The 24,137-nt window shown below is 60.6% G+C and carries 21 protein-coding genes; 12 read left to right on the forward strand and 9 right to left on the reverse strand.

What is annotated here, in order from left to right; all coding sequences use genetic code 11:
- Positions 1–80 precede the first annotated feature (80 nt).
- The 6 genes from tviB to ACOCG7_RS15475 all read left to right on the forward strand — a co-directional run bounded on the left by tviB (position 81) and on the right by ACOCG7_RS15475 (position 7,505).
- Positions 81–1,358 (forward strand): Vi polysaccharide biosynthesis UDP-N-acetylglucosamine C-6 dehydrogenase TviB, encoded by a 1,278-nt coding sequence (gene tviB, locus ACOCG7_RS15450; protein ID WP_114161942.1) that lies wholly within the window; start codon positions 81–83, stop codon positions 1,356–1,358.
- A gap of 59 nt (positions 1,359–1,417) precedes the next feature.
- Complete coding sequence (locus tag ACOCG7_RS15455) at positions 1,418–2,509, forward strand: SDR family oxidoreductase (RefSeq protein WP_073431362.1); 1,092 nt, start codon at positions 1,418–1,420, stop codon at positions 2,507–2,509.
- A gap of 82 nt (positions 2,510–2,591) precedes the next feature.
- Complete coding sequence (gene murJ / locus ACOCG7_RS15460) at positions 2,592–3,887, forward strand: murein biosynthesis integral membrane protein MurJ (RefSeq protein WP_114161943.1); 1,296 nt, start codon at positions 2,592–2,594, stop codon at positions 3,885–3,887.
- Positions 3,884–5,149, forward strand: coding sequence for a glycosyltransferase family 4 protein (locus tag ACOCG7_RS15465; RefSeq protein ID WP_073431364.1), 1,266 nt, complete (start codon positions 3,884–3,886; stop codon positions 5,147–5,149). Before murJ ends, ACOCG7_RS15465 begins: the two co-directional genes overlap by 4 nt.
- Positions 5,146–6,327, forward strand: a complete 1,182-nt coding sequence (locus ACOCG7_RS15470; RefSeq protein ID WP_073431365.1) for a glycosyltransferase family 4 protein — start codon at positions 5,146–5,148, stop codon at positions 6,325–6,327. The genes ACOCG7_RS15465 and ACOCG7_RS15470 overlap by 4 nt, the downstream gene beginning before the upstream one ends.
- A complete protein-coding gene (locus ACOCG7_RS15475; protein WP_073431366.1) occupies positions 6,324–7,505 on the forward strand; it encodes a glycosyltransferase family 4 protein in 1,182 nt (393 codons plus the stop codon). Before ACOCG7_RS15470 ends, ACOCG7_RS15475 begins: the two co-directional genes overlap by 4 nt.
- Positions 7,506–7,550: 45 nt before the next feature.
- Here the strand turns inward: ACOCG7_RS15475 and ACOCG7_RS15480 are convergent, their stop codons facing one another.
- The gene (locus ACOCG7_RS15480) at positions 7,551–8,765 is read right to left on the reverse strand and encodes a zinc ribbon domain-containing protein (RefSeq protein WP_347143559.1); all 1,215 of its coding nucleotides are present in this window, start codon (positions 8,763–8,765) and stop codon (positions 7,551–7,553) included.
- Here ACOCG7_RS15480 and ACOCG7_RS15485 point away from each other — a divergent pair.
- Positions 8,701–10,143, forward strand: coding sequence for a tyrosinase family protein (locus tag ACOCG7_RS15485; RefSeq protein WP_114161946.1), 1,443 nt, complete (start codon positions 8,701–8,703; stop codon positions 10,141–10,143). The two genes, ACOCG7_RS15480 and ACOCG7_RS15485, sit on opposite strands and share 65 nt — an antisense overlap.
- A gap of 63 nt (positions 10,144–10,206) precedes the next feature.
- On the opposite strand, the gene ACOCG7_RS15490 is transcribed toward ACOCG7_RS15485, so the two are convergent.
- The 3 genes from ACOCG7_RS15490 to ACOCG7_RS15500 all read right to left on the reverse strand — a co-directional run bounded on the left by ACOCG7_RS15490 (position 10,207) and on the right by ACOCG7_RS15500 (position 15,268).
- Positions 10,207–11,073, reverse strand: coding sequence for a transposase (locus ACOCG7_RS15490; protein ID WP_073431369.1), 867 nt, complete (start codon positions 11,071–11,073; stop codon positions 10,207–10,209).
- Between the two features lie 953 nt (positions 11,074–12,026).
- Positions 12,027–13,244, reverse strand: coding sequence for a hypothetical protein (locus ACOCG7_RS15495; protein ID WP_114161947.1), 1,218 nt, complete (start codon positions 13,242–13,244; stop codon positions 12,027–12,029).
- 1,580 nt (positions 13,245–14,824) lie between these two features.
- A complete protein-coding gene (locus ACOCG7_RS15500) occupies positions 14,825–15,268 on the reverse strand; it encodes a hypothetical protein (protein WP_161553679.1) in 444 nt (147 codons plus the stop codon).
- Between the two features lie 41 nt (positions 15,269–15,309).
- Here ACOCG7_RS15500 and ACOCG7_RS15505 point away from each other — a divergent pair, with 41 nt between their 5' ends.
- Positions 15,310–15,786 carry an SRPBCC family protein gene (locus ACOCG7_RS15505; protein WP_073431371.1) on the forward strand — a complete coding sequence of 159 codons (477 nt, stop codon included), beginning with the start codon at positions 15,310–15,312 and terminating at the stop codon, positions 15,784–15,786.
- Between the two features lie 42 nt (positions 15,787–15,828).
- On the opposite strand, the gene ACOCG7_RS15510 is transcribed toward ACOCG7_RS15505, so the two are convergent.
- Together ACOCG7_RS15510 and ACOCG7_RS15515 are read right to left on the reverse strand one after the other, a co-directional pair.
- Positions 15,829–16,131, reverse strand: coding sequence for a diguanylate cyclase (locus ACOCG7_RS15510; protein ID WP_114161948.1), 303 nt, complete (start codon positions 16,129–16,131; stop codon positions 15,829–15,831).
- A 61-nt stretch (positions 16,132–16,192) separates the two neighbouring features.
- On the reverse strand, positions 16,193–16,441 hold the full coding sequence (locus ACOCG7_RS15515; protein ID WP_114161949.1) for a GGDEF domain-containing protein: 249 nt from the start codon (positions 16,439–16,441) through the stop codon (positions 16,193–16,195).
- Positions 16,442–17,385: 944 nt separating this feature from the next.
- Between ACOCG7_RS15515 and groES the strand changes: the two genes are divergently transcribed.
- Both groES and groL read left to right on the forward strand, forming a co-directional pair.
- On the forward strand, positions 17,386–17,676 hold the full coding sequence (gene groES / locus ACOCG7_RS15520) for a co-chaperone GroES (RefSeq protein WP_073431374.1): 291 nt from the start codon (positions 17,386–17,388) through the stop codon (positions 17,674–17,676).
- A 52-nt stretch (positions 17,677–17,728) separates the two neighbouring features.
- On the forward strand, positions 17,729–19,372 hold the full coding sequence (gene groL, locus ACOCG7_RS15525) for a chaperonin GroEL (RefSeq protein ID WP_073431375.1): 1,644 nt from the start codon (positions 17,729–17,731) through the stop codon (positions 19,370–19,372).
- Between the two features lie 148 nt (positions 19,373–19,520).
- On the opposite strand, the gene cysC is transcribed toward groL, so the two are convergent.
- The 3 genes from cysC to ACOCG7_RS15540 all read right to left on the reverse strand — a co-directional run bounded on the left by cysC (position 19,521) and on the right by ACOCG7_RS15540 (position 21,836).
- Positions 19,521–20,150 carry an adenylyl-sulfate kinase gene (cysC, locus tag ACOCG7_RS15530; RefSeq protein WP_073431376.1) on the reverse strand — a complete coding sequence of 210 codons (630 nt, stop codon included), beginning with the start codon at positions 20,148–20,150 and terminating at the stop codon, positions 19,521–19,523.
- A 19-nt stretch (positions 20,151–20,169) separates the two neighbouring features.
- Complete coding sequence (locus ACOCG7_RS15535) at positions 20,170–20,481, reverse strand: hypothetical protein (RefSeq protein WP_114161951.1); 312 nt, start codon at positions 20,479–20,481, stop codon at positions 20,170–20,172.
- A 494-nt stretch (positions 20,482–20,975) separates the two neighbouring features.
- Complete coding sequence (locus tag ACOCG7_RS15540; protein ID WP_073431377.1) at positions 20,976–21,836, reverse strand: hydroxymethylpyrimidine/phosphomethylpyrimidine kinase; 861 nt, start codon at positions 21,834–21,836, stop codon at positions 20,976–20,978.
- A gap of 288 nt (positions 21,837–22,124) precedes the next feature.
- Between ACOCG7_RS15540 and ACOCG7_RS15545 the strand changes: the two genes are divergently transcribed.
- The gene (locus ACOCG7_RS15545) at positions 22,125–22,295 is read left to right on the forward strand and encodes a rubredoxin (RefSeq protein ID WP_007178992.1); all 171 of its coding nucleotides are present in this window, start codon (positions 22,125–22,127) and stop codon (positions 22,293–22,295) included.
- A 233-nt stretch (positions 22,296–22,528) separates the two neighbouring features.
- A complete protein-coding gene (locus ACOCG7_RS15550; protein ID WP_114161952.1) occupies positions 22,529–23,941 on the forward strand; it encodes a hypothetical protein in 1,413 nt (470 codons plus the stop codon).
- Positions 23,942–24,137: the final 196 nt, after the last annotated feature.

The following is a 24,137-nucleotide window of genomic DNA, read 5'->3' on the forward strand; positions in this document are numbered from 1 at the left end:
TAGCGGCTGCACATTCAAGAACAAAGCGGGCGCAATACGTGGGCGCCCCAACGCAATCGTTGCATTAGCGGAGACTGGTCATGCGTGAGTCGAATGGACTAAAGGTCGCGGTAGTCGGCTTGGGGTACGTGGGTTTGCCTTTGGCGGTGGAGTTCAGCAAGCATCGTCCGGTAGTCGGGTTCGATATCAGCGGCGCGCGCATTTCGGCGCTACGGGAAGGGCGCGACGCGACGCTGGAAGTGAGCGAGGAAGAACTGGCGGCGGCGACCGGTATGACGTTTACGTCCGACGTGGAGGATCTGCGGACATGCAACGTTTTCATCGCCACCGTACCCACGCCGATCGACCGTTTCAAGCGCCCGGATCTTGGCCCGCTACTGCGGGCGAGCGAAACGATCGGCTCCGTGCTCAAGAGAGGCGACATCGTGATCTACGAGTCGACCGTGTATCCCGGTGCGACGGAAGACGACTGCGTGCCGGTTCTCGAACGGGTGTCGGGCCTCAAATACAACGTGGACTTCTTCGCGGGCTATAGCCCGGAGCGCATCAATCCCGGCGACAAGGCGCACCGCGTGACCGACATTCGCAAAGTCACCTCGGGTTCGACGCCGGAGATCGCGGAGGTGGTCGACGCGCTTTACCGCGAGATCATCACGGCCGGCACGCACAAGGCGAGCAGCATCCGCGTCGCGGAAGCGGCCAAGGTGATCGAGAACACGCAGCGCGATCTGAATATCGCGCTCGTCAACGAACTCTCGATCATCTTCAACAAGCTTAACCTCGATACCGAAGCGGTTCTACAGGCCGCCGGAACCAAATGGAATTTCCTGCCGTTTCGTCCCGGTCTCGTAGGCGGCCACTGCATCGGCGTCGACCCGTACTATCTGACGCATATGGCGCAGTCGATCGGTTATCACCCGGAGATCATCCTTGCCGGACGACGGCTGAACGACAGCATGGGCGAGTACGTCGTATCGCAAATGATCAAGGCGTTGACGCGCTCTGAAATTTTCATACCCGGTGCGCGGGTGCTCGTGCTGGGCCTCACGTTCAAGGAAAACTGCCCGGATCTGCGCAACACGCGCGTGGTCGATATCGTCCACGGCCTGAAAAACTACGGCGTGCTCGTCGATGTATTCGATCCTTGGGTATCCCGGGAGGCCGCGCACCACGAGTACGGGATCGATCCGATCGAGGAACCGGAGGTGGGTGTATACGACGCGACCATTGTTGCCGTTGCGCACAGGCAGTTCGTCGAGTGGGGATACGAGAAACTGCGTTCGTTCGGCAAGCCGCGGCATGTGCTTTACGACCTCAAATATGTGCTGCCGGCAGAGTCGAGCGACCTGCGCCTATAGTGCTCGATAAACCCGTCGGCCTTCGGTGCCGGCATGAGTGTCATGGTCAGGAGACTTCAATGTCAAACCGATACGATCGGGTACGTCGCGACCTCGTTCAGCATCCGCAAACGTGGCTTATTACAGGTGTGGCCGGTTTCATCGGTTCGAATCTTCTGGAGACATTGCTCGAGCTCGATCAGCATGTGGTCGGGCTGGACAACTTCGCGACCGGCCATCGCCGCAATCTCGACGAAGTCCGTTCGCTGGTCGGCATCGACCAATGGCAGCGCTTCAGGTTCATCGAAGGCGATATACGCAATCCCGCCGAATGCGCGGCGGCTGTGAAGGGCGTCGATCACGTGCTGCACCAGGCGGCGCTCGGCTCCGTGCCGCGTTCGTTGCTGGACCCCATTGCGACCCACGAGGTGAACCTCAGTGGTTTCCTCAACATGCTGCTTGCCGCACGCGATGCGAGCGTCAAAAGCTTTACCTATGCCGCCTCGAGTTCCACTTACGGCGATCACGCCGGATTGCCAAAGGTCGAGGACTGCATAGGGCGCCCGTTGTCGCCCTATGCGATCACCAAGTACGCGAACGAACTGTACGCATCGGTCTTCGCGCGCAACTACGGTTTCAAAACGATCGGCCTTCGCTATTTCAACGTTTTCGGCCAGCGCCAGGACCCAGACGGCGCCTATGCGGCGGTGATTCCGCGCTGGACGGCCGCGCTCATCAACGGCGACGAGGTGATCATCAATGGCGACGGCGAGACGAGCCGGGACTTCTGCTTCGTCGCCAATGCGGTGCAGGCGAATCTGCTGGCTGCGTGCGCCGACGAAGCGAGCCGCGACCAGGTCTACAACGTCGCGGTGGGTGACCGTACCACGCTCAATCAGCTGTACGACTATCTGAAAGCGACGCTCGCGCTTCATGGCGTTCAGCCAGGCGAGCACCGTGCCACTTATGGCCCTGCGCGCGACGGCGACATCCGCCATTCGCAGGCCAACGTCGAGAAGGCGGAACGACTGCTCGGCTACGCGGACGCCATTCCACTCGCGCAGGGACTTGCCGTGGCGATGCCGTGGTATGTGCGCTTCGTTGCTCAGCGCAACGGCCGAGGGGACGACGCTCGCGGCTTCGATGAAGCCATTCACATGACGGCGGGGTGAGCGCGTGTTTTCGTACTTCGGCGCGTTACGAAGCAAGATCCCGCCATTTCACCCCGATCATTTGCGCATCGCACGTGGTGCGATGCGCATTTCGGTTTTCGTGCTGGCGGGACGCTGTGCGGGCGCATTGAAGGAAATGGCCGTCGCGTACCGTTATGGCACAGGCCCTGTGGTCGATGCATACCAACTGACCATGACGCTGGTGGGCTGGCTGCCCGTGGTGATCGCGACGATATTCATCATGGTGCTTGTGCCAGTCTTTGTCGATCTTCGCGCGCAGCCGCTTGCGGATCAGACACGCTTTCTGGGTGAACTCGAAGCATGGGCCATAGCGGTGGGCGCGGCGTTGACGCTATTGCTCTATGCGTGCTGGCCGCTCGCGCTGCAGATCGGCGCGAAGAGTCTGTCGGCGGAAACACGCGCCCTGTGCCGGCAGATGATCCTGACGATGGGACCGGTCGGCGCGCTCATGCTCGTGTCCAGCGCATACGCGGCGCGGCTGCAATCGCGCGAACGCCACATCAACACGCTGCTCGAAGGTCTGCCCGCCGGCTTCGTGCTGGCCTTCGTTCTATCGATCGGCGACCAGACCAAGGCGCTGCCGCTCATATACGGCACGATCGGCGGGTACGTGGTCCAAACCCTGGTCGTGCGAGCGCTATCGGTGCGGGTCGACCCGATTCGCTACAGGCTCCGTCTGACGCTGAAGGCGCCGCAATGGCAGCGGGTGTTCCGGGCGGTGCGGGTGCTCGCCCTCGGCCAGGTGGTCATGTGCTGCACGCCGATACTTGATCAATTCTTCGTGGTCGCCTATGGCGATGGCGCGGTCGCCACGGTGGGCTACACGAACCGCATTCTCTCGCTGCTCCTCAGCATGGGCGCGCTCGCAATCGGTCAGGCAATCCTGCCGATCCTGTCGGATATCATCGGCGTCGGCGATCTGTCGCGCGCCCGCCATACTGCCGTGAAGTGGACGATGCTCATGTTTCTGCTCGGCTCGGCCATTGCGCTGGTGTCGTGGTTGCTTGCGCCGCAGGCCGTTGCGCTACTGTTCCAGCGCGGCGCATTTACCGCGCGGGATACGGCGGCCGTGACGGAGCTTTTTCGCTGGGGGCAAATGCAGGTGCCGTTCTATTTCTCCGGCCTCGTGCTATTGACGCTGTTCGCGAGCGCGGGAAGTTACCGGGAAATGGCCACCATCGCCCTGCTGAGTTTTCTCGTGAAGGTCGCCGCCAACGTCGTCATGACGCACTGGCTGGCCGTGCCCGGCATTTTCGCGGCCACTGCGCTGATGCACGCGACGACGCTCATCTGCTATCTCGTGTACGTGCAAGGCTGGCCAACGGGCACCGCCACGACGGCGGCAGGGCAGCCATGAATATCGTTCTTCTCGTGAGTTCGATGGGCACCGGCGGCGCGGAACGCGTGGCATCGACGCTCGTCAATGCGTGGGCCGGGCGGGGCGACACGGTGACGCTCGTCATCACCTATAGCGGCCGCGGCACCTGCTTCTATACGCTCACGAGCCAGGTGCGGCTCATCTATCTCACCGATCTCGCGGGGCGGAAGCGCTTGGGGCCGCGCGGTTACGCGGCACGCCTGCGCGCACTGCGCACGTTGCTTTGCGACAGCAAGCCGGATGTCGTCATTTCGTTTCTCACCAACGTCAATATTTCGGCGATCCTGGCGTCGAGGGGATTGCGCGTGCCCGTCATCGTGTGCGAACACAATGATCCCGCCGCCGACGGGCGCTCCCGTTTATGGCGGCTCGCGTGCCGTCTCCTCTATCCACGGGCGAGCCTTGCGGCGGTGCTGACGGAGAACGTCGTCGCGCCGTTCAGGCAGATGGTGCCGCGCATGGCGCGCGTCGCCGTGATGCCCAATCCGCTGCCCGACGAACTGTTCGATCGCGCCGATCGCGGCGGGCTCGCCCGCGAGCGAGGCGTGACAGAGCATGGCGATGGCAGGCGACGGCTCGTCTCCGTGGGCCGCTTGCACGAGCAGAAGCAGTATGACCTGTTGATCGCCGTGTTCGGGTCGCTTGCCGATGCTTTCCCTGAATGGGATTTGTGGATCTGGGGCGACGGGCCGGAGCGCGCAAGGCTCGAGGCGCAGGTGGCGGGGGCGGCGTTGAAAGAGCGCGTCTTTCTGCCCGGCAAGACAGTCGACCCGTGGGCGGAAATGGCGCGCTCGGACCTCTTTGTGCTGTCGTCGCGTTTCGAAGGCTTGCCGATGGCGCTGATGGAAGCGATGGGACTCGGCATGGCAACGATCGCATTCGATTGCCGTAGCGGCCCCAGGGAACTGATGCGCGCCGGTAGCGACGGATGGCTGGTGCCGCCGGGCGACGCGTACGGAATGGAGCAGGGCTTGCGGCGCCTGTTCTCCGATGATGCGTTGCGTGCCGAACTCGGCCGCAGAGCGGCGCGGTCAATCCGGGAGCGTTTTTCGGCGCAGGCCGTGCTCGACATGTGGGATGCGGAATTCGAGCGTGTGGGCGCGCGCCCGCGGCGCGCCGGCGCGGCAGTGAGTGCCGCGATGCCGGCCGTCCCGCCCGACAGTTCGCGCGGGGACATACGCCAACCCGCACGCCAGCCCGCGCTCGTAAACATTCAGCGCGTCGACAAGGAGCCGACATGAGCAAGGTGATCCTGTTTGCCAACACCGATTGGTACCTCTACAACTTCCGGCTATCGCTCGCGCGGAAGTTGCGCGAACTGGGTCATGAGGTCGTGCTGCTTTCTCCGCCAGGCGAATACGGACCGCAACTGCGCGCGCTGGGATTTCGCTGGGAGCCGGCCCCGATGGTGCGGCGCAGTCTCAACCCATTGCGCGAAGTGACGCTGTTGATGTGGCTCGTGCGTTTCCTGCGGCGCGAACAGCCCGACCTCGTGCACGGCTTTACCATCAAGTGCGCGGTCTACGGATCGTTGTCGTCCCGTCTTGCCGGGGTGGCGGTGCGCGTCAACGCCGTGGCGGGAATGGGCTATGTTTTTTCGAGCCGCGACGTCAAGGCGATCGTTTTGCGTCCGCTGGTGCGCAGAGTGATGCGCACGGCGTTTGGCGGCAAAGGCAGCATGCTGATCCTGCAAAACCCCGACGATCTTGCGCTGTTCCGCACGGCCAATATCGTCGACGAACGGGCGATACGCGTGATCAAGGGTTCGGGGGTCAACATCAGCCGCTTCAAGCCGCGTTCCGAGGAAGCCGATCCGCTCGAAGCGCAGCCGTTGCGCGTGGTTCTGGCGGGACGGCTGCTGTGGGACAAAGGCATCGCCGAGTACGTCGAAGCGGCGCGCATCCTCAAAGCCGAAGGCCGCAGCGTGCGATGCATTCTCGCGGGAACACCGGACCCAGGCAATCCGGCTGCCGTCGACGAGAACTTGCTGCGGGGCTGGGTCAGGGATGGACTCGTCGAATGGCTGGGACACGTTAGCGATATGCCCGCGCTCTTTGCCGAGACCGATGTGGCGGTGCTGCCCAGTTATCGCGAAGGGCTGCCCAAATCGATGATCGAGGCGGCGGCGTGCGCGTTGCCGCTCATCATTACCGATGCGCCGGGATGCCGCGAGGTTGTCGGCATCGACGGCGAAGAAGGGCTCGTGGTGCCGGTGCGCGATGGCCGCGCACTCGCCGGCGCCATTCGTCGTCTCGACGACGACCGGGCGCTGGCGCGCAAGCTCGGTGAGGCGGCGCGGCAAAAGGCGCTACGGGAATTCGACGAACAGATCATCATCGAGCGCACGCTCGCCGTCTACCGGGAAGTGCTCGCGCCGGCGCGGCAGGCCATGCCCGTGAGCGGGAGCGTCGTCCCGTGAAGATCGTTCACGTGATTACGGATCTCGCCGTCGGCGGCGCGGAGACGATGCTGGTGCGGCTGATCCGAACGTCACAGCGCGAGGGCTTGCAGCATGTCGTCATATCGCTGTCGCGCGAGGCGCCGCTGGCCGATCGTCTCGTCGAGCTCGGCGTAGAGGTGCGTGTACTCGGGATGAGGCGCGGCATGCCCGACATCAGGACGTTTCGCCGCCTCATCCGATGGCTCGACGAACTGGAACCGGATGTCGTGCAGACCTGGATGTATCACGCCGACCTGATGGGCGGCGCAGCCACCTATGGGGCGCAAGCCGTGCGTTTTTTGCGCGGCGCGCATGTGAAGCGACCCGCGCTGCTGTGGGGCGTCCATCACACGGATCTGCGTTTGACCGGCAGCGCCCGCATGACGCGCTGGATCGCGCGCGCATGCGCGCTGATCTCGTCGCGCATACCTGATCGGATCGTTTGCTGCGCCGAATCGGCGAAAGCGTCGCACCGCCTGGGCGGCTACTGCGCGCAGCGCATGACCGTCATTCACAACGGCATCGACCTCGAACGCTTCCACGCCAGTCGGGGGGCGCGCGAGACGTTGCGGCGCTCGCTCGGTATCGGGGCGCTCACTCCACTCGTCGGAATTGTCGGCCGCTACCATCCCGTCAAGGACTATGGGACGTTCATCGCCGCGATGCGCATCGTTGTCGACGCGATGCCGGAATGCCGCTTCGTGATGGCCGGTCAGGGGCTCGAACCGGATAATGACGAACTGGCAGCGCTGCTCAACGCCGCGGGAATCGCTCATGCCTGTAGCCTGGTTGGACCGCAGGCGGAACCACAGACCCTGCTCGCCGGACTCGACGTGTTCTGTCTGTCGTCAAGCAGCGAGGGCTTGCCGACTGTGATTGGCGAGGCGATGGCCTGCGAAGTGCCGTGCGTTGCAACGGATGTCGGCGACACCGCGTTGCTGATCGGCACGACCGGCCGCGTCGTGCCGGCGCAAGATCCCGAGGCGCTTGGTCGCGCGTTGTGTTCGTTACTCGCGTTGCCGCGTGACGAACTCACGAGGCTCGGACATGCGGCGCGAAGACGGATTCAAAGCCGCTTCTCCATAGAAGCGAGTTGGCGCCGTTACGAAGAGGCTTACGTGGAGGCGCTGGACAAGCGAGAACAGTCGGCGGTTTGAGCGGCGGATCGCACATGGCGTCTAACTGTCCGTTCGGGAAGTGGTTTAGTCCGCACTGCCTCTTTGCGTAGTAGCGCCCGTGTCAAGGGTCCAGCCGTACTGCTTGATCGCCTGTTCCAAGGCCTCTGGGTCGCTAATGTTTGAAAAATCCGGGGAGAGTGCCGGCCGTTGCTGTGACTGGGAGACGTCGGTGTCTGTAACAGGGTTGGGTTCTGCTACTGCCGCTGCCGTGGTTTCCGCGACCGTGCGGTTATCAGTAGGTGATGCGTCGACACGCATGTCTTTGTCGGTGGGTACTCGGGTGGGGGAGAGGGCCGTATCGGTCGACGTAAGCCCGGAAGGCGGCGCGGTGTCGAACTTGTCTTTGGGCATGCCGAGTGTTGCATCGATCTCGCGCAACGCGCGCGGTGTCATGTAGGCGGTGTCGGCAGACGAATTCTGTTCTGCAGCGGCAGCGTCATGAGGGGCAGGCTGCGCTTCGTCGCGGACTGCTACAACTGGTGCATAGCGCAGATAGGTCAGGCCGAAGGCGACGGCAGCCGCGATACATGCGCCCAATAAAGCCGTCCTCACGCTGAGCGTTCGCTGCAACAGCGAAGGCGGCCTTGGAGGAAACGCGGACAGGCCGTGAGCGTCGTAGGCGTCGACGTTCACCAGATCGCGCTCCGGAGGCTGAGAGTGCTGCACATTCGCTCGTTGTGAGTACGTGCCCAACTGGTCGCGGTTTGCTTCGGGCACGGCGGACTGAAACGCTCCACATCGGGTGCAGAAGCGTTGGTCTCGCTGTATGAGGCTTCCACAGCGCGGGCAGACGGCGGAAACCATGGCGACCGGAAACAGCATGCGCTTGTTCATACTCGAACCTTTCGAATGATCCGCGCCCTTGCTGGTGTATGTCGCTTTATAGCCAGCGACGATGGCCATGATGTCCGTCAATACGCAACGACCCGATACGATGAAGGTCGCCGAACGCGGCTGGCGGCCGTCGAAGCGCGGATATTGATGTTGTGCTGTTCGGCGAAATTGAAGTGTGGGCTCGACCACATTTCTCGCGGGAATAGCACCGTGATCGATGAGCAGCCAGGCTATCGTGTATCTGTGGCTATAAAGGCGCGATCGGATAAAAGACGGTTTCAATAAACAGCCGGCACCCTGAAGCACGGCCCCCGATCTTTCCGATTTGAGGAGAACCTGAATGTCAAGGAACCACTTCAGCCGGCGTTCTTTCCTGCAGGGGTCCGCATCGGCTGCGGCTCTCATGTCGCTTCCAATGCCGGCCATGAGCGCAGGGTCGGTTTCGACCCGGCTGGAATGGCAGGTTTTCAAAACCACGCCGCAGTACGCATCGTTCCTGAATGCGGTAAAACTGATGAAAGCGGCCACGGACGCGACAAAACCGACCTCCTGGGCGTATTGGGTCAACGTCCATATGAACTACTGTCCGCATATGGTGCCGTACTTTCTCGCGTGGCATAGGGGCTACATTTACTACTTCGAACAGCAGTTGAGAACGGTGTCCGGAGACAGCCTGTTGACCTTGCCGTACTGGGACTACTACACGTATCCCACCATGCCCAGTGAGTTTACCGATCCGTCCAGCGGTAATGCACTTTATGTGTCGGGCCGGGCCAACTCGAACGTCTATTCCGCGCTCACGCTTGCGCCGTTCGCACCGAACGTAACCAATTTTCAGCGCGGTACGTCCAACTCGTTTGAGGCGTCTTTCGAATCGGCTCCGCATAATCCGGTGCACAACATCATCGGTGGATGGATGGCCGACATGCAGTCGCCGACCGACCCGATCTTCTATTTGCATCACGCGAACGTCGACCGCCTATGGGACGCGTGGGCGCAGCAGCCGAAAACCACGATGCCTTATCCGAACAGTTCGTACTGGTCCGGAACGTTCACTTACGCAACCGGCCTGACGATGAAGAAATCGACGACCTATATGCCCTCGTTGCTGAACTACCAATATTCGAATCAAAAGGTGCCGACTGCAATGCCGCTGAACGCTCAGGAAGGACGCATCATTCGTGTGCAGGCGCAGCATGCCCCGATCCTCGTGCGACCGGCGCTCGGCAGCTTTTCAACGACGCCCCCGCGTACCATCGCGACGACCCGCCGGTCGCTTGGCGGCGTCGCGAATCTTACGCTCAACGAGCGGTCTGTCAGTGCGCGTTTGCCCTTGCAGGCGTCAGGCACCACCTCCTTGCAGGATGCAGTGGCTGCGAATGCGTCAACCGTCGATACAGCCACCACGAGCGAGACGACAACGACAACGACAACGTTCAAGTATCCGCGCATCGTGCTGGACAAGCTTGGTGTCACCAGTGCGGGAAAGCAGGGCGGCTATTTCTATAACGTCTACCTCAATCTGCCCGCTTCGGGTAACGCGGACGTCGAGAGTCAGTCGCATTTTCTCGGCACGTTCGGGCCATTCGAAGTGTCGGGTGCAATACACCATGGCGAGGGCAGCCTGGTATTGCCGGCGACCGACGTGTTGCGCAACGTCGGCGTAGCGAATCTGAAGGAGGTTGTGATCTCGCTAGTACGCGTCAATGGTCCGAACTACCCAACGGGTCCGGTATTGACGGTAGGCGAGATGCGTCTCGAGCTGTCGACGGAAGGCCCGTGATCTGCTGAGAGTGTGAGCGCTGCGACGCGAGGGCATTGTTTGCGCGCGTCGCAGCCGCACACTTCAGCCTCTTCGCAATGTTGCCCTTGACCCGGTTGTGTAGCGGCTGGAGTTCGCAGCGTCCTCCTGCTTGTCGATCCAATCGCGCGCCCAGTCCAACGCACACTGCCTGGCAGCCTCCGGCGCGATAAACCTCGGACCCACGAGGCCGGAGTGCGCCACCCGTTGTCCGTTTTCCGTGATTTCCGCCCAGCCTCGAAACAGATCGTTCTGCATGAGGTCCGCAGCGGCGTGGACGACATAGCCCCGCTCGTTGACGACGCTCGTTCCGCTGGCTTCTGACGCGCTCCGCCATGCCCCCTGGGAGTAAACGCGCTGACGTTTCGACGATGCTTCTTCCTGCGCGCTTGCGTCGTCGTTGCATGCTTCTGCAGGACCGGGCTCCGTGTCGCGCGTGCGGCCTATGTCGCCCAATATCCAACTGTCGGCATGGTACGCCGTGCGCTCGGTGCTCGTACTCAGCCACGACTCCTGGCTTTTCCAGACCACGTCAGGTGTGCCGACGTCGTCCTCCGTGCCCGCATCATCGAGCGGAGCAACGGCTGGCTTCTGATCCGCCTTCTTCTCTGAAGGCGGTCGATCGGGAACATATGAAAAATGCCGTCCTGCACGCGACAGGACGCGCATCATTTCCGCCAGTTTTCCATTTATCCGCCACTGTTCGAATCGGTACCTGCAAGTGGGCTGCGACGGATATTTCTCTGGCAGCTTCGACCACGATTCTCCCGTGGTCAAAATCCACAAGACCGCGTTGGTGACCACCCGCGGCTGTACCCGCGGACGGCCGCGTTTCGTCAGGCGAACAACGGGATCGGCCAGCATGGGGCCGATCAATGACCACTCCTCGTCGGAAAGCTCTTCGAAGAACATTGCAACCTCCAGGACATTGCAACTCCCAAGTCTCACCGCGCGCGAATGCAGCTCGACGGGCATAAGCGGTGACGACGCGTATTGTCTGCGGAAATAGCGGTGACAGAGCTTGCCCGAGGCTTGGGCTGTTCTGTCGCCCGCTGAAACCGGATAGGTGCGGCAGGGCAATGCGAAGTTCCCGCCTGATAGTGATTGACCCATGCCATATTGTTTTTTGCAGTCAGGGTTTGGACACGACTCAACGCAGCGTCCACTGAATCTTTTGTCAGGATACGCTGACGCAGGATCTGTCCCTTGGCTGGACACGCCAGCAGTGGTGCGGTTTGACGGGGGAATGTGTAGCCATTGCCTTGATGGCTGTCTGGGCCGTTCAAGTGCTTCATCCGTCGTGGCGCGACGAGTGGCGACCTGCCGCTCATGCAGGCGAGCGACTTTGAAGGTGCCGCTAGTTTTGTGTGCCGAGGTCGGTATGAGGGTTCTTGGCTGAGGGTAACGCGCTCGTCGAACGGAATGCCGAATTGTCGACTGCTGCCGTCGGGTCACGGGCAGCGTGTTTCAATCCACATCGATGTTTCGCAAGACAAGCTGTCGCCGCGTGCTGACGTGCGTCATCGCGGACATCGCGCACCTTGGGCACGGTACATCGCATGCCGGTGGTCGCGCCGCATTGCGCGGGATGAAGCGGGGAGATTGGCTGCACCCAACAGGGAACTGACGATCATGCCGTGCATGAAGTGACCAGCAACATTACCGCGGTTGTCAACGTGCTTTGGGTGCACTTCGGTCGCGTCATGGTTGCAGTTCTCAGCAAGTCAATCCTGTCGAGTACCTGTGGGTGCACCTCGAGGGTCATGCGGGGTCATGCGATTGTGAAATCGATGCCCTGACAGCAGCAGAGTCGAGCCAATCGCGCACGTAGTCCGACTCTGCTTTCTTCATTTACTGCCGCACGATTACTGCGTAACCGAGCATCCCGAAACGCAGGTATTGTTCGAATACTGCGCGGCTTTTACGCCCCAGTTCTTGCCAATGATGGTTCGGCTCGGGATGTTAGCGCCACGGAAGCCCTGCGCGTTGCTCGTGCCAGATACCGTGTTGTTGCGCACGATGTTGGTTGAGTAGTCCGCACTCGCCGCGACACCGCCCGTCAGCATCACCGAGGAAGACATGTCAGGCGCACCATAGCCATAGACGGCCTTAATGGTGTTGTACTCGATCACGTTATGGCCCGTCTGTTGCGTGGTGTTGTCATTCTCGATACCCACAGCGCAGTCGGTCACGGTGTTGTGTCCGATGTAGCCGTTCGTATGAGCAACGAACACCGGCCCATAGTAGCCGCAGCTCGCGAAGGTGTTGTAGATGATTTTGTCGCCGCTTCCGCCGTTGGTCGAGCCGTAGGTCTGGAACATCGATTGGCCGAAGAACTGCTTGAAGCTGTTGCCTGCCAGGAAGAAGTTGCTGACCGGACCAACGGTTTCAACCGGAATATCCCAATGCCGTGCGTCGTTGTTGTAATACTGCGGCACCACGGTGTTGGCGCCCACGAAATTACAGTTAACGATACTGTCGTCGTGATAGTAGTTGTTGTAGTCGCCGATGACGAACATCTGGTTGGCGTAGCCGGTGGTGCGCTTGAGCACGGTCTGTTGGCACTGAATGTGCCGGTTGCTCGCCCTCACATTGAGGGTGCCATTGATGACGCAAGTCCCGGACGGAACCAACACGTCGCCTGCATTGATTGCCTTCTGGAATGCGGCCGTGTCATTCGTTACACCGTCGCACTTCGCGCCATAGGCCATCGGATTCACCGGGTTCACGAGCGCCGGCGGGGTAAATTGTGTGGACGTCGATGTAGATGCGGACGTAGACGTGGCCTTGATATAGCACGCTTTCTGATAGCCAACCGCAGGATCGGCCATGGCGCTGTTGTCACACGGCACCTTGCCGGTATAGGTGCCATTCACCGCGTACATGGCCGAAGGTGCGCTCGGAGGCCATGCCCCATAGAGTACGCTCTGCGTGCCGGAGAAGGAGCAGGTGCCATGCTCGTCTGCACACTTGTTCCACGTAGTACCGTTCACGACGACACTCGACGGGTTGTTCTGCGCGTAAGCCGCGGGCAAAAAGGCGAGCGAAAAAAGGAAAAAAAGCAGGTATTTGAGATGTCTCATTCCGTTACATTCCAAAGTTAGACATGGCGCTATTTCTAGCGAAGAGGCGAAACAAGGGAACGCGTTGACCGCGTTCATTGCTGAAGAAGCTGACGCTTCCAATGTGCCGATATGCGCTCGCAGATACCGTTAGACGAACGTGTATCGACTGCTGCCACTAGGGCAGTGTTCTAAACCTGTTGATCGGGAAATAGTCATCAGGTGAATATTTGGTAGTACTTAATGTACGCTTGCATGTGATCCATATAGCGAAGTGCTATTAGTGATTAAAGCCTTGGATTGCACCACTAGGCCGGAGTACACGATCGGGCGAGACTCTCCCGTACGTACTCGACCTGCGACACGACTTAGTCGACCTCTCAGCTAGGTCGACGACTCGTCCCCCACACGCGGGACCAAAGGCCGACGCATGAGGTTTATGCATGCCGGGGCTAGCGTGTAAGACTTACGCTAGATTCTCAGCATGCTTGTAGATGTAACAACAGACTTCGACTTGATGCTTCAATTTCAAAATTGAGGATAACTAAAAGATCAGACAGATCTCTTTACCCCAAGATTTCATGCATAACGCCTCGGTGCGAACCGAATGGGCCTTGGGCCAGTCCGCGCCGAATTGCGTAGCGCAGCATCCGCGGCGCGCATAGCCACGGATATTCGAGGCTCCGGTTCCATTAGTCAGTGCTGGGCGTCTACCGACAGTACAGAACCGGAATCGGTAAATATTGCTTATTCTTCAGGGTTCACGGTATTACTTGCAGAAGGTTTTGGCAGAAGAATTATAAACGTTTCACTTCTGTAACGAGTTTGGAAAAACTGCTGATAAGGACGAATCAGAAGCGGTCGTTTAATATTTGCTCAAAATGTTCCGCGGTTCGTGGTAATAAGAAAGCCGCACATTGTCTACGCGGGAAAATGAGTATTTTTATTTTTTTACGCGTTAATCTGGACTTGACTGACTAATAATTTAAAGCTACGGCAATTTATATTATTAATATTAAATCGGCCTCAGTCATTTTATCAGATCAATATCGCGAATCGAATTAATCGGTCGCTTCGGGGTGAACTCGGGCGGTTCAAGTGGTTCTGTAATAGGCGCGGTTAGGGTATTCGTTGGACGCTCGAGTCGCGACGCGGTCGTGGCCGGGTATTCCCATGCATTGCGAAAGCGCCGCTGCGGTCAAGGCGGTGAGGTTTTCCGAAGTATCGTTCGCGCTACACTACAACGCCCATTGTCGTGAGCCGATTTCCGGTACTACCTATCTACGACGTGGCATCTGTGGCGCGATCTAAGTCTCGATGGAGGCGACGACGTCACGGCGATGCTCACAAATCATTATTGCGCTGCTGTTTGTGCGCAACGTCGATGGTTTGCGCTGGAAAAATACTGCGTGCAAATCGCAAACGAACCATTACTTCAGCAGCAACGGGAAAAGGTGCTCTTCTTTTGCGACGCAGGGGTCTCCAGACGTGTTGGATTGCCGAGCTCCCCAAGCGCGAGAAGCATCAGCAGCGTCGTGTGTCACCATTTGAATGATCGGTCCAGCGATGGCCGTAGGCACTCGAGTTGCCATCGCCATTGGTTAGATTTTCGAGTGTTGCAGAGACATATTCGCCGGCGTCGGCCGGACATGAATGCGTTGCTGACAACTCCGCGGGCGCAGATGCGTCCAATCATGTAGTTGTACCTCGCCTTTCGCCGTTGCTGTCTCACCTCTGTCGTCGTGGTCAAAGACTTTGATTTTGAAGTTTGAGCCGGCAAATCGAAAGTAGCGATGGTGGATCTGGCCGCTATTGCCAACGACAACTGCGGGCGAAGCGCCACACGAGTCGTCTACCGTCACGTCCACCTCAAGGGTGCAAGAGATGATCGTAATGGCTTTCGCTGGGATTGAAGCTTTCAGCCATCGACTCTCATGCACCATTCGTCCACCTTCAACTATCCTGCATTCTGTCGCAGCAGGCTTGACGAGATGAGGATTGAAAAGCGGTGCCCCTTCGCGGGTAATGGAAAGGGCAGTGAGCATCTGACAAAATCTCTGCAAGAACATCAAAAAATGGAGGTCGAGTGCGGACGGTCGAATACCGCTTTTGCACCATTTGGCGCATCGACGCGCCAGTGCAGGAAGTTTGGGCGGCAATCCAGGATTCGGCGCGCTGGCCCGAGTGGTGGATTAACGTCGAGCGCGTGGACCAGCTAGAGGCCGGTTCCGATCAGGGCGTGGGCGCCGTACAACGCTATACGTGGAAAGGCCGGTTGCCCTATCGTCTCGTGTTCGACATGCGAGTGACGCGCGTCGAACCCTTGGTAGCGCTGGAAGGGGAAGCCAGTGGCGACGTCGAAGGCGTCGGCCGGTGGAGCTTTTCGACTGACGGACGCGATCTTACCGTGGTCCGCTATGACTGGTGCGTCCGTACGAACCGCGCATGGATGAATGCATTGGCGCCTTTATTGCGACCGGTTTTCCAATGGAACCATGACGCAGTGATGCGCGAAGGCGGCGCGGCGCTGGCGCGGCGGCTGCTTGGCGTCGAGCATGGATGAAGCCAGCGTGGCAATGGATTGAACGCTTTGCACTCGAGGCGCTCAGTGACGATGTAAGGCCGTAGCCGATGACGGAAAGTCACCCGTGGCGCCACGCGTTCGATTTCGTCCTTTGCGCTTTGCCTCACGCAAAGCCTTGTCGGCAGCGAGTATTAGCTCCACGGGCTCACCCACACTTCGCATCGGCATCCGCTCGTCAACATCTGCGCTTATCGTGACGAAGCCGGTTCGGTTGCCTGAATGTTCAATTTTCAGGCTACGGATAGCGCTGCGGATAGTGTCCGCGATTGCTGCGGCATGGGCTACATCGGTATACGGAAGAAGCGCTGCAATCTCCTCTCCCATAGCGTGTGGCCAACTCTCCAGAACGTCGGGCTATCAGATCTCTGATGAAATGGCCAATCGTTCACAGGCGGTCATCGCCCGCTGCGTGTCCCTGGATGTCGTGGTATCGCTCGAAGCAATCGACATCCAGCATGATCAGTGCAAGAGCATTCACGTGACGCATGGCGCGACTGAATTCGCCATGCAATGCGATATCGAATTGGCGGTGATTTGCGAGCCAAGTCAGGCCGTCTTGTAATCCAAGTCGATCAAGAGTTCGATTTGGCGGATTAGATGCCAGACGAACAATCGCACCACAATGACGAGGCAAAGCACGTCAGCGGAATGCCCAGATTGTGTGGCGCCAGTACTCATGCAAAATCTCGTCTTTGGACAACGCAACTGCTACAAAGGACAGTGCGGGTGGCTGCGGTAGTTGTTCAGCCGCATGACGCCATTCTGCGATTCTCCTCGAAACGGGAATAACCCACCTTGATCTGCTTATCACGCGGGCGCCAATGCGCGGACCAAGGTTAGCGTGCTGTCGCTCGACTGCCCATGCACTTCAACTTCGCGAGCCATCAAGCGCAACGAGAGACAGGCACGCAATCACCACGAAGGCAATCGCGCGCCAGAGATGGTTTATTCAAGGTCAACTATCCCCGCAGACAGCGTGGAAGCACCTTGTAGCGAGGCATTTTCTTCGGAGAGAAATTCGCCATAGCCGCGAACGCATGGCGAGTCCATCGGCATCCGACCGCACGTCTTGACGTCCACGCGCTTCGAGAGAGGCCTTGTGTCCGCGTCGCGAGTTCACCAATGCGCATGTGCAGCGGAATACATGATCAGCACGCCCCGCGGCCGCTTCGTCGAAGCTGCATGAAGGCCGACAAATATTTCTGGCTACCGGTCTTGATAGGGTTTTCCCTGCCAGGATGCTTGCGCATCGAATTGCGGCGCGCTGATTCTCAGGATGGCGGTCCGCGCCTGAACCGGTGACGCCTAGCGATACGCGAGAAACCGTATAAGTACTTGTTGCGAAATAACATTATTCGAATGAGACGCCGATTTTTGCTGCAATGCAAGGTTCGAACCGAAGCAAACAAAGCGCAAAGGTAAGCGGATTTCGACAATCGCCGCATCCCTTCTTGAATTTGTCACCACCCGTCCATATAATTAGCACTCGCTGCACGAGAGTGCTAACAACATCGCCGGTTGGCTCGGCCAGCCGGGTTTTCTCAGCGTTCTTCAGTCTCAATCAAGAGAGGAGTATGTATGAACCTTCGTCCTTTGCATGATCGCGTGATCGTCAAACGTCTGGACCAAGAAACCAAGACCGCGTCGGGCATCGTGATCCCCGAAGCCGCAGCGGAAAAGCCGGATCAAGGCGAAATCCTGGCAGTCGGCCCGGGCAAGCGTGACGACAAGGGCGCATCCATTGCGCTCGACGTGAAGGTGGGTGACCGCGTTCTGTTCGGCAAGTACGCAGGCCAGACCGTCAAGGTCGACGGCAACGAACTGCTCGTCATGCGCGAAGAAGACATCATGGCCGTGGTGCAGAAGTAGGCGCAAGTCGCTACTTCCCCGGTTATATCCCAAGAATTCAAGGAGTTAGAAGATGGCAGCTAAAGACGTCGTATTCGGTGATTCCGCCCGTGCCAAGATGGTTGAAGGCGTGAATATCCTCGCGAACGCTGTGAAGGTCACGTTGGGTCCGAAGGGCCGCAACGTTGTCCTCGAGCGCAGCTTCGGCGGCCCGACGGTCACGAAAGATGGCGTTTCGGTCGCGAAAGAGATCGAACTGAAAGACAAGCTTCAGAACATGGGCGCGCAAATGGTCAAGGAAGTCGCTTCCAAGACCAGCGACAACGCCGGTGACGGTACCACGACCGCAACGGTCCTGGCTCAGTCGATCGTCCGCGAAGGCATGAAGTACGTCGCATCGGGCATGAATCCGATGGACCTGAAGCGCGGTATCGACAAGGCCGTGACCGCCGCGATCGAAGAACTGCGCAAGATCAGCAAGCCGTGCACGACCAACAAGGAAATCGCTCAGGTTGGCGCGATCTCGGCGAACAGCGATTCGTCGATCGGCGACCGTATCGCTGAAGCGATGGACAAGGTCGGCAAGGAAGGCGTCATCACCGTTGAAGACGGCAAGTCGTTGCAAGACGAACTGGACGTCGTCGAAGGTATGCAATTCGACCGCGGCTACCTGTCGCCGTACTTCATCAACAACCCGGACAAGCAAGTTGCCGTGCTCGAAAACCCGTTCGTGCTGTTGCACGACAAGAAGGTTTCGAACATCCGCGATCTGCTGCCGGTGCTGGAACAAGTCGCAAAGGCAGGCCGTCCGCTGCTGATCATCGCTGAAGACGTCGAAGGCGAAGCGCTGGCCACGCTGGTGGTGAACAACATCCGCGGCATTCTGAAGACGGTTGCCGTGAAGGCTCCGGGCTTCGGCGATCGCCGTAAAGCCATGCTGGAAGACATCGCGATCCTGACTGGCGGCCAAGTCATCGCGGAAGAAACCGGCCTGACGCTCGAGAAGGCAACGCTGGCCGAACTGGGTCAAGCAAAGCGCATCGAAGTGGGCAAGGAAAACACCACGATCATCGACGGCGCTGGCGAAGCTGCAAACATCGAAGCACGTGTGAAGCAGGTTCGCACGCAAATCGAAGAAGCTACGTCGGACTACGACCGTGAAAAGCTGCAGGAACGCGTTGCCAAGCTGGCAGGCGGCGTTGCAGTGATCAAGGTTGGCGCTGCGACCGAAGTCGAAATGAAGGAAAAGAAGGCGCGTGTCGAAGACGCACTGCACGCAACGCGCGCAGCTGTGGAAGAAGGCATCGTGGCCGGCGGCGGCGTCGCGCTGATCCGCGCACGCACGGCAATCGCAGGTCTGAAGGGCGCCAACGCCGATCAGGACGCAGGTATCAAGATCGTGCTGCGCGCGATGGAAGAGCCGCTGCGCCAGATCGTCACGAACGGCGGCGAAGAAGCCAGCGTCGTGGTGGCGGCTGTTGCTGCCGGTAAGGGCAACTACGGCTACAACGCGGCAACCGGCGAGTACGTCGACCTGGTTGACGCAGGTGTCGTGGACCCGACGAAGGTGACGCGCACCGCGCTGCAAAACGCAGCATCGGTTGCAGGTCTCCTGCTGACGACCGACGCAGCTGTGTGCGAACTGCCGAAGGAAGACGCTCCGATGGGCGGCGGCGGAATGCCGGGCGGCATGGGCGGCATGGGCATGGACATGTAATTCCGCGTGGGCCTCGTTACGAGGCTCGCTTGGGAATGCATGGGAAAGCGCGCCGCGAGGCGTGCTTTCCAACGAAAAACCCGCAAGGCATTTAGCTTTGCGGGTTTTTTCTTGGGAGCAGGCGGCGCGCGCGCGGGCACCCCCGGTATCACGAGGCCGCTTCGCGGGCGAGCTTCAGGGCGAGAGCGTTCTCGCGCAAATAGTCGAATATCTTCGCCACGCTTTGATCCGGCGTCAATGTTGCGGTATCGATCCGCAGCTCGGGCTCGACCGGGGCTTCATAGGGTGCCGATACACCGGTAAACGAAGGAATCTCTCCCGCCCTGGCTTTCGCATAGAGGCCTTTCGGATCACGGCGAGCGCACGTGTCGACCGGCGCGGAAAGATGGGTCTCGATGAATGTGCCCGCCCCAATGATTTCGCGCGCCATGGCCCGGTCTTCACGCATGGGAGAAATGAGCGCCGTGATGACAATGAGACCGGCGTCGTTCATCAACTGTGCGACGTGTGCGACTCTGCGAATGTTCTCGCGCCGATCTTCCTTTTCGAAGCTGAGGTCGCGCGCCAAGCCGTGACGGATATTGTCGCCGTCGAGCACATAGCACGCATGTCCGAGTGACACGAGCTGTTGTTCGAGCGCGAACGCGATGGTCGACTTGCCTGCACCTGAAAGACCGGTGAGCCAGATGGTGACCGGCCTTTGGCGGAACATCCGGATTCTGTCCTCAGCGGTAATCGCACCATGGCAACGTTGCACGAAAGCGTGAGACTTTCCCATTGTCATGCTCCCCTGGCGCTCAGGCGTGGTGCCATCGTTGGCGCCGGATTCCCGCGTTGCTCAGGCGCTCCGGTGAGTTCTCGGGTTCATTTATTCGGGCGACAACACGCTGAACCCATTGCCGATCTTTCGAGAAATTGCTGCCCGATTCGAGTGCACGCTTTTCGATTTCCGAGTTGGCATGAACAAAGAGTTCGTAATCGAAGCTATTGTCTTCAACGAATTCCGTTTTGGCCTCTCCGCTCAAACGGCTTGCGCTTTTTTGTGAACCGCTGGTCCTGTTTGTTTCGAAAACGAGCGGCAGGACAATGTGGTAATTGGCGGTGCTCATCGGGCTTCTGTGAATGCGATATGCGTGCTGGCCGCCGCCAATACGCGTTGCTCGACGCCTTGCGCGGCAGCTTTTCCGCCCTTGTCGATCGCATTCGAAGTGGAGGAATCGACCTTTGCCTTTATTCAAATCGAAAAAGGGAATGGCGGATGATCCCCCGCCGTTCGGTAGGGGAAAGAAAAAGACGGGCAAAGACATGGGGTTAGGTGACGGATTTGCGAGTTGTAAGTGTAGCGTGATCAAAACTACGCTGGTTGTAACGTTTGATTGCGCAATACAACGCCTCGTTGCGTCGTTCAAGCGGCGATTCGTTTACCGACGGCCATGTAATTATGCGAAATCACATGTGCTGCTTATGCAAGAGCAGAAGGTGCCTCAAGAGAAAACCCGCACGGAGGCGGGTTTTTTGACCGTCACAGTAGCTCGGGACCAACAGCGAGGCCAACTGCGCCGCGCCCGCGCTTTTTATCAGCAACAGACACGCCCCACACATTTCAATGCCGCGCTTCGCCTGGCGCCGCGTCCTTGCCGGCCGCGGGCGGCGTTTCGTCGTCGCTGCTGCGCGCCCAGAAAAAACGGTCCGGCATATAGGCGCCCATGCCCGGCCGGAATGCGCTGCGCATGGCCTGATACAGATATTCCTGCGCCTCACGCACGGCCTCGGCCGGTTCCTGGCCGTTGGCCAACAGCGCGGCGATGGCGGCTCCCAACGTATCGGTCAGTCCCATGATCCGATGGCTGCCGCGGTCCCACATGTCCTGACGCAACTGGCCGTCTTCGCTGAACAGCGTATTGACGAGCCGGTGGGTGCCGGTTTCCGTCGACAGTATGTATTCGCAGCCTTGCGACAGCAGATGCGAAATCGCGGCGTCGAGGCTCGGCGCCTCGGCGTCGCCGTCCGGCTGGGCGAGGGCGAGCAGCGTGGTGGAATCGGCGACCAGCAAGGTGGTTTGCGGCGCCAGCAGATCGGCGATCGCTTCGCGCAGTTCGTCGGCGGCGAGCACGTGTTCGTCGTCGAGCGTGAAGTCGGGGGCGAGAATCAGCGGAATGTCGTCGTAATCGGCGACCACTTCGGCGATGGCGCTGACCACTTCGGCGCGTGTGCACGCGCCGACCTTGAACGCGGCGATCGGCATGTCTTCGAGTAGCATCCGCGCCTGGGTCGCGACCACTTCGGGGTCGAGCCCGTTGACTTCGTCGCAGCTGGCCGAGTCGCGCACGGTATAGCCCGTGAGCACGGTGACGCCGTGGCAGCCCATGCTTGCAAGCGTCATCAGGTCGGCTTGCAGGCCCGAGCCGCCGGTGGGGTCGGAGAGGCCGAAGGTGAGGACGATCGGAGGCGTATCGCTGGGCATGAAATTGACAAAAGGAGCGGTATTTTGGCGCAGAGAGTGCGCAATCGACTCAATTATGCGGCCTAAACTGTCGCGAGGGCGTTTTTTCGCATTCCTGGGCGCAATGCCGGGAACGAGCGGCGCGCGCAAGGCCGCACGGTGCCCGAGCGACCGCCTGCGGCGACGCAACCGGCATAGCCAGCGGCCGCTGCGGACTGCGATCGCGCGCTTGTGATTGCTAGGCATTGGGGCGGCAACACGGTACCATCATGGCTCCCATTTCCACGGACTCTACGACGCGACACAAGAATGGAATATCAAAGCTGGATGTGCCTGATTTGCGGCTGGATTTACGACGAAGAAGCCGGTTTGCCGGAGGAAGGCATTGCGCCGGGCACCCGCTGGGAGGACGTCCCCATTAACTGGACCTGCCCGGAGTGCGGAGCGCGCAAGGAAGACTTCGAGATGGTCCAGATCTGAACGCGGGCATACCGGCGAATGCCGGCGCGGCGTTGCCTTTGCAAAACGGCGTGCGCCGCATCGAATGCGCCGGTTGCACGCCGGCGCACTGTCCGCCGTGGCGACACCGAACGTTCTCGATTGCGCCGCGCCGCAGCGGTAATCTGTCATTGTCCTGTCGCCGGTTCGCGCGTTAGCCGATCAGTCTGCGCGCGGCGCGAAGCGGCGGCCCGTCAGCTTCCTCTCGCCTGCTCATGACTCTCCGATCCGCCGCACCTGATTCCTTCGATGCCTTGCCGAATCCGCGCGGCGGCGCCGTCCGTTCCGCAGAGCTTGCGTTGGCCGAAGCGCTTCTCGCATTCGAACAGCGCGGCGAGAGCACCGCCGCGCTGGTGCGTGCGTCTCATGCGTTGCGCGTTGCCGGCTGGTTGAGCGCGCAGCGTTTCGCGGACGCCCTGGTGCGGCTCTCGCCGTTGGCGGCGGCCGATCCGGCCGAGGCGGACAGCACGCGGCCCGTGTTCGGCGCCGCGCTGCGTGATTTCCGCACGGCGCTCGAACGGCACAATCTGCGCGAACTGGCGTGCTCGCCCACGCTGTTCGAGCGCTATCGGGCCCTCTGCTCGCATCTGGCCGATCATGCGCCCGGCTTCACCATCGCTTTCGAAGACCTCGCGCTCAGCGCGCGACCCGTGCCGCCGGTGTCGTTTCACGCCCAGGCCGCCGACCGGCTGGCCCATTTGCGCGCCCGCTACGAACGCGCGCTGCTGCCGGTACTGCGCTCCCAGCCGGACACCGGCAGCGCGGCCGCGCGGGCCGCCACCCATGCGGCGCTCGACGAACTGGACGCCGTGCTCGCCGAACTCGCCGGCCCGGACCCCTACGACTTCTGGCGTCTCGCCAAAGCCTGCACCAAAGCGTTGCGCGCGGGCGGCCGCGCCACCGGGGAAACCGACGCGCGGCGTTTCTACGCTCGCTGCAATCTCGCGCTGGCCGACCATGCACGCGGTATCCAGCGAGCGCCGCGCTCACTGGTGCGCGCAACGCTGGCGCTGCTGTGGCGCGACTACGCATTGTTCGGCGCCGCAGCCGAAGACGCCGATCAGGTCGAGGTGCTGCACGACTATGGCTTGACGGTCGATTGGCACGTCGCGGGAACGCTGGCATCCGAAATGCTATGGGAGGCAGGTGCCGTGCAGGCGCAAACGATCAGCGCCAGCCGTTCCGCGCTGACACGCGAATTGGGCGTGCTCACGGTCAACGCGCATGCCTATGAAGACTTTCTTCAGACAGCGGATGCCGCGATTTCGGCATTGACCGAGCACGCCCGCGCGGCGGACCAGCCCGAGAAAGCCGATCCGAGCGAAGCGCTGCAAGCGGGCGACGCCGCCTACCGGCTCGGCGCCGCCGCCTGCGCGCTCGGCCTGGGCCATGTGGCGCTGCTTGCCGACGCGCTGGGGCTCGCCTGGCGCCGCCGCGCGCATGCGGGCGTCTCGACCCCGGCGGTGCGCGAGCACGTGATCGTCGGCGCGCCGGCGGCGAGCACCCTGGAGCAGACCGCCGAAGCGTTGCGCGCGATGCTGCACAAGGTGGCGGCCGGCGTCGCTCCACCGGCCGGCGGCGCCACGCTGGCCGCGTTGACGCGCTCGATCGAGGAGGGCGACGCCTGACGGGCATGCGCGGCGGGCCGTGTCCGTGGCGAGCGTCGCCGCCGGCAGGAGAGCGAACAACGAAGGAAGCAATGATCGAACCGGGAGGCACATTAAATGCGTGCCGCAAACCGCTAACCTGCAACGTGGCCAGGGCTCGCGTGCGTGATAGAGTGGAACTTGACTGGCCGTCGATGGCTCGCGGCGCACTGCATCG

Source organism: Paraburkholderia sp. DD10 (assembly GCF_049177125.1).
GTDB lineage: Bacteria > Pseudomonadota > Gammaproteobacteria > Burkholderiales > Burkholderiaceae > Paraburkholderia > Paraburkholderia terricola.

Excerpts from the sequence above, each read along its gene's own strand:
- ACOCG7_RS15540 (WP_073431377.1), bottom strand. The coding sequence starts at position 21,836 with ATGCCCAGCGATACGCCTCCGATCGTCCTCACCTTCGGCCTCTCCGAC.
- ACOCG7_RS15485 (WP_114161946.1), top strand. The coding sequence starts at position 8,701 with ATGTCAAGGAACCACTTCAGCCGGCGTTCTTTCCTGCAGGGGTCCGCA.
- ACOCG7_RS15465 (WP_073431364.1), top strand. The coding sequence starts at position 3,884 with ATGAATATCGTTCTTCTCGTGAGTTCGATGGGCACCGGCGGCGCGGAA.
- ACOCG7_RS15480 (WP_347143559.1), bottom strand. The coding sequence starts at position 8,765 with ATGAGAGCCGCAGCCGATGCGGACCCCTGCAGGAAAGAACGCCGGCTG.
- ACOCG7_RS15535 (WP_114161951.1), bottom strand. The coding sequence starts at position 20,481 with ATGAGCACCGCCAATTACCACATTGTCCTGCCGCTCGTTTTCGAAACA.
- groES (WP_073431374.1), top strand. The coding sequence starts at position 17,386 with ATGAACCTTCGTCCTTTGCATGATCGCGTGATCGTCAAACGTCTGGAC.
- ACOCG7_RS15500 (WP_161553679.1), bottom strand. The coding sequence starts at position 15,268 with ATGCTCACTGCCCTTTCCATTACCCGCGAAGGGGCACCGCTTTTCAAT.
- tviB (WP_114161942.1), top strand. The coding sequence starts at position 81 with ATGCGTGAGTCGAATGGACTAAAGGTCGCGGTAGTCGGCTTGGGGTAC.
- ACOCG7_RS15495 (WP_114161947.1), bottom strand. The coding sequence starts at position 13,244 with ATGAGACATCTCAAATACCTGCTTTTTTTCCTTTTTTCGCTCGCCTTT.
- ACOCG7_RS15490 (WP_073431369.1), bottom strand. The coding sequence starts at position 11,073 with ATGTTCTTCGAAGAGCTTTCCGACGAGGAGTGGTCATTGATCGGCCCC.
- ACOCG7_RS15545 (WP_007178992.1), top strand. The coding sequence starts at position 22,125 with ATGGAATATCAAAGCTGGATGTGCCTGATTTGCGGCTGGATTTACGAC.
- ACOCG7_RS15510 (WP_114161948.1), bottom strand. The coding sequence starts at position 16,131 with ATGGGAGAGGAGATTGCAGCGCTTCTTCCGTATACCGATGTAGCCCAT.
- ACOCG7_RS15550 (WP_114161952.1), top strand. The coding sequence starts at position 22,529 with ATGACTCTCCGATCCGCCGCACCTGATTCCTTCGATGCCTTGCCGAAT.
- groL (WP_073431375.1), top strand. The coding sequence starts at position 17,729 with ATGGCAGCTAAAGACGTCGTATTCGGTGATTCCGCCCGTGCCAAGATG.
- ACOCG7_RS15455 (WP_073431362.1), top strand. The coding sequence starts at position 1,418 with ATGTCAAACCGATACGATCGGGTACGTCGCGACCTCGTTCAGCATCCG.
- cysC (WP_073431376.1), bottom strand. The coding sequence starts at position 20,150 with ATGGGAAAGTCTCACGCTTTCGTGCAACGTTGCCATGGTGCGATTACC.
- ACOCG7_RS15470 (WP_073431365.1), top strand. The coding sequence starts at position 5,146 with ATGAGCAAGGTGATCCTGTTTGCCAACACCGATTGGTACCTCTACAAC.
- murJ (WP_114161943.1), top strand. The coding sequence starts at position 2,592 with ATGCGCATTTCGGTTTTCGTGCTGGCGGGACGCTGTGCGGGCGCATTG.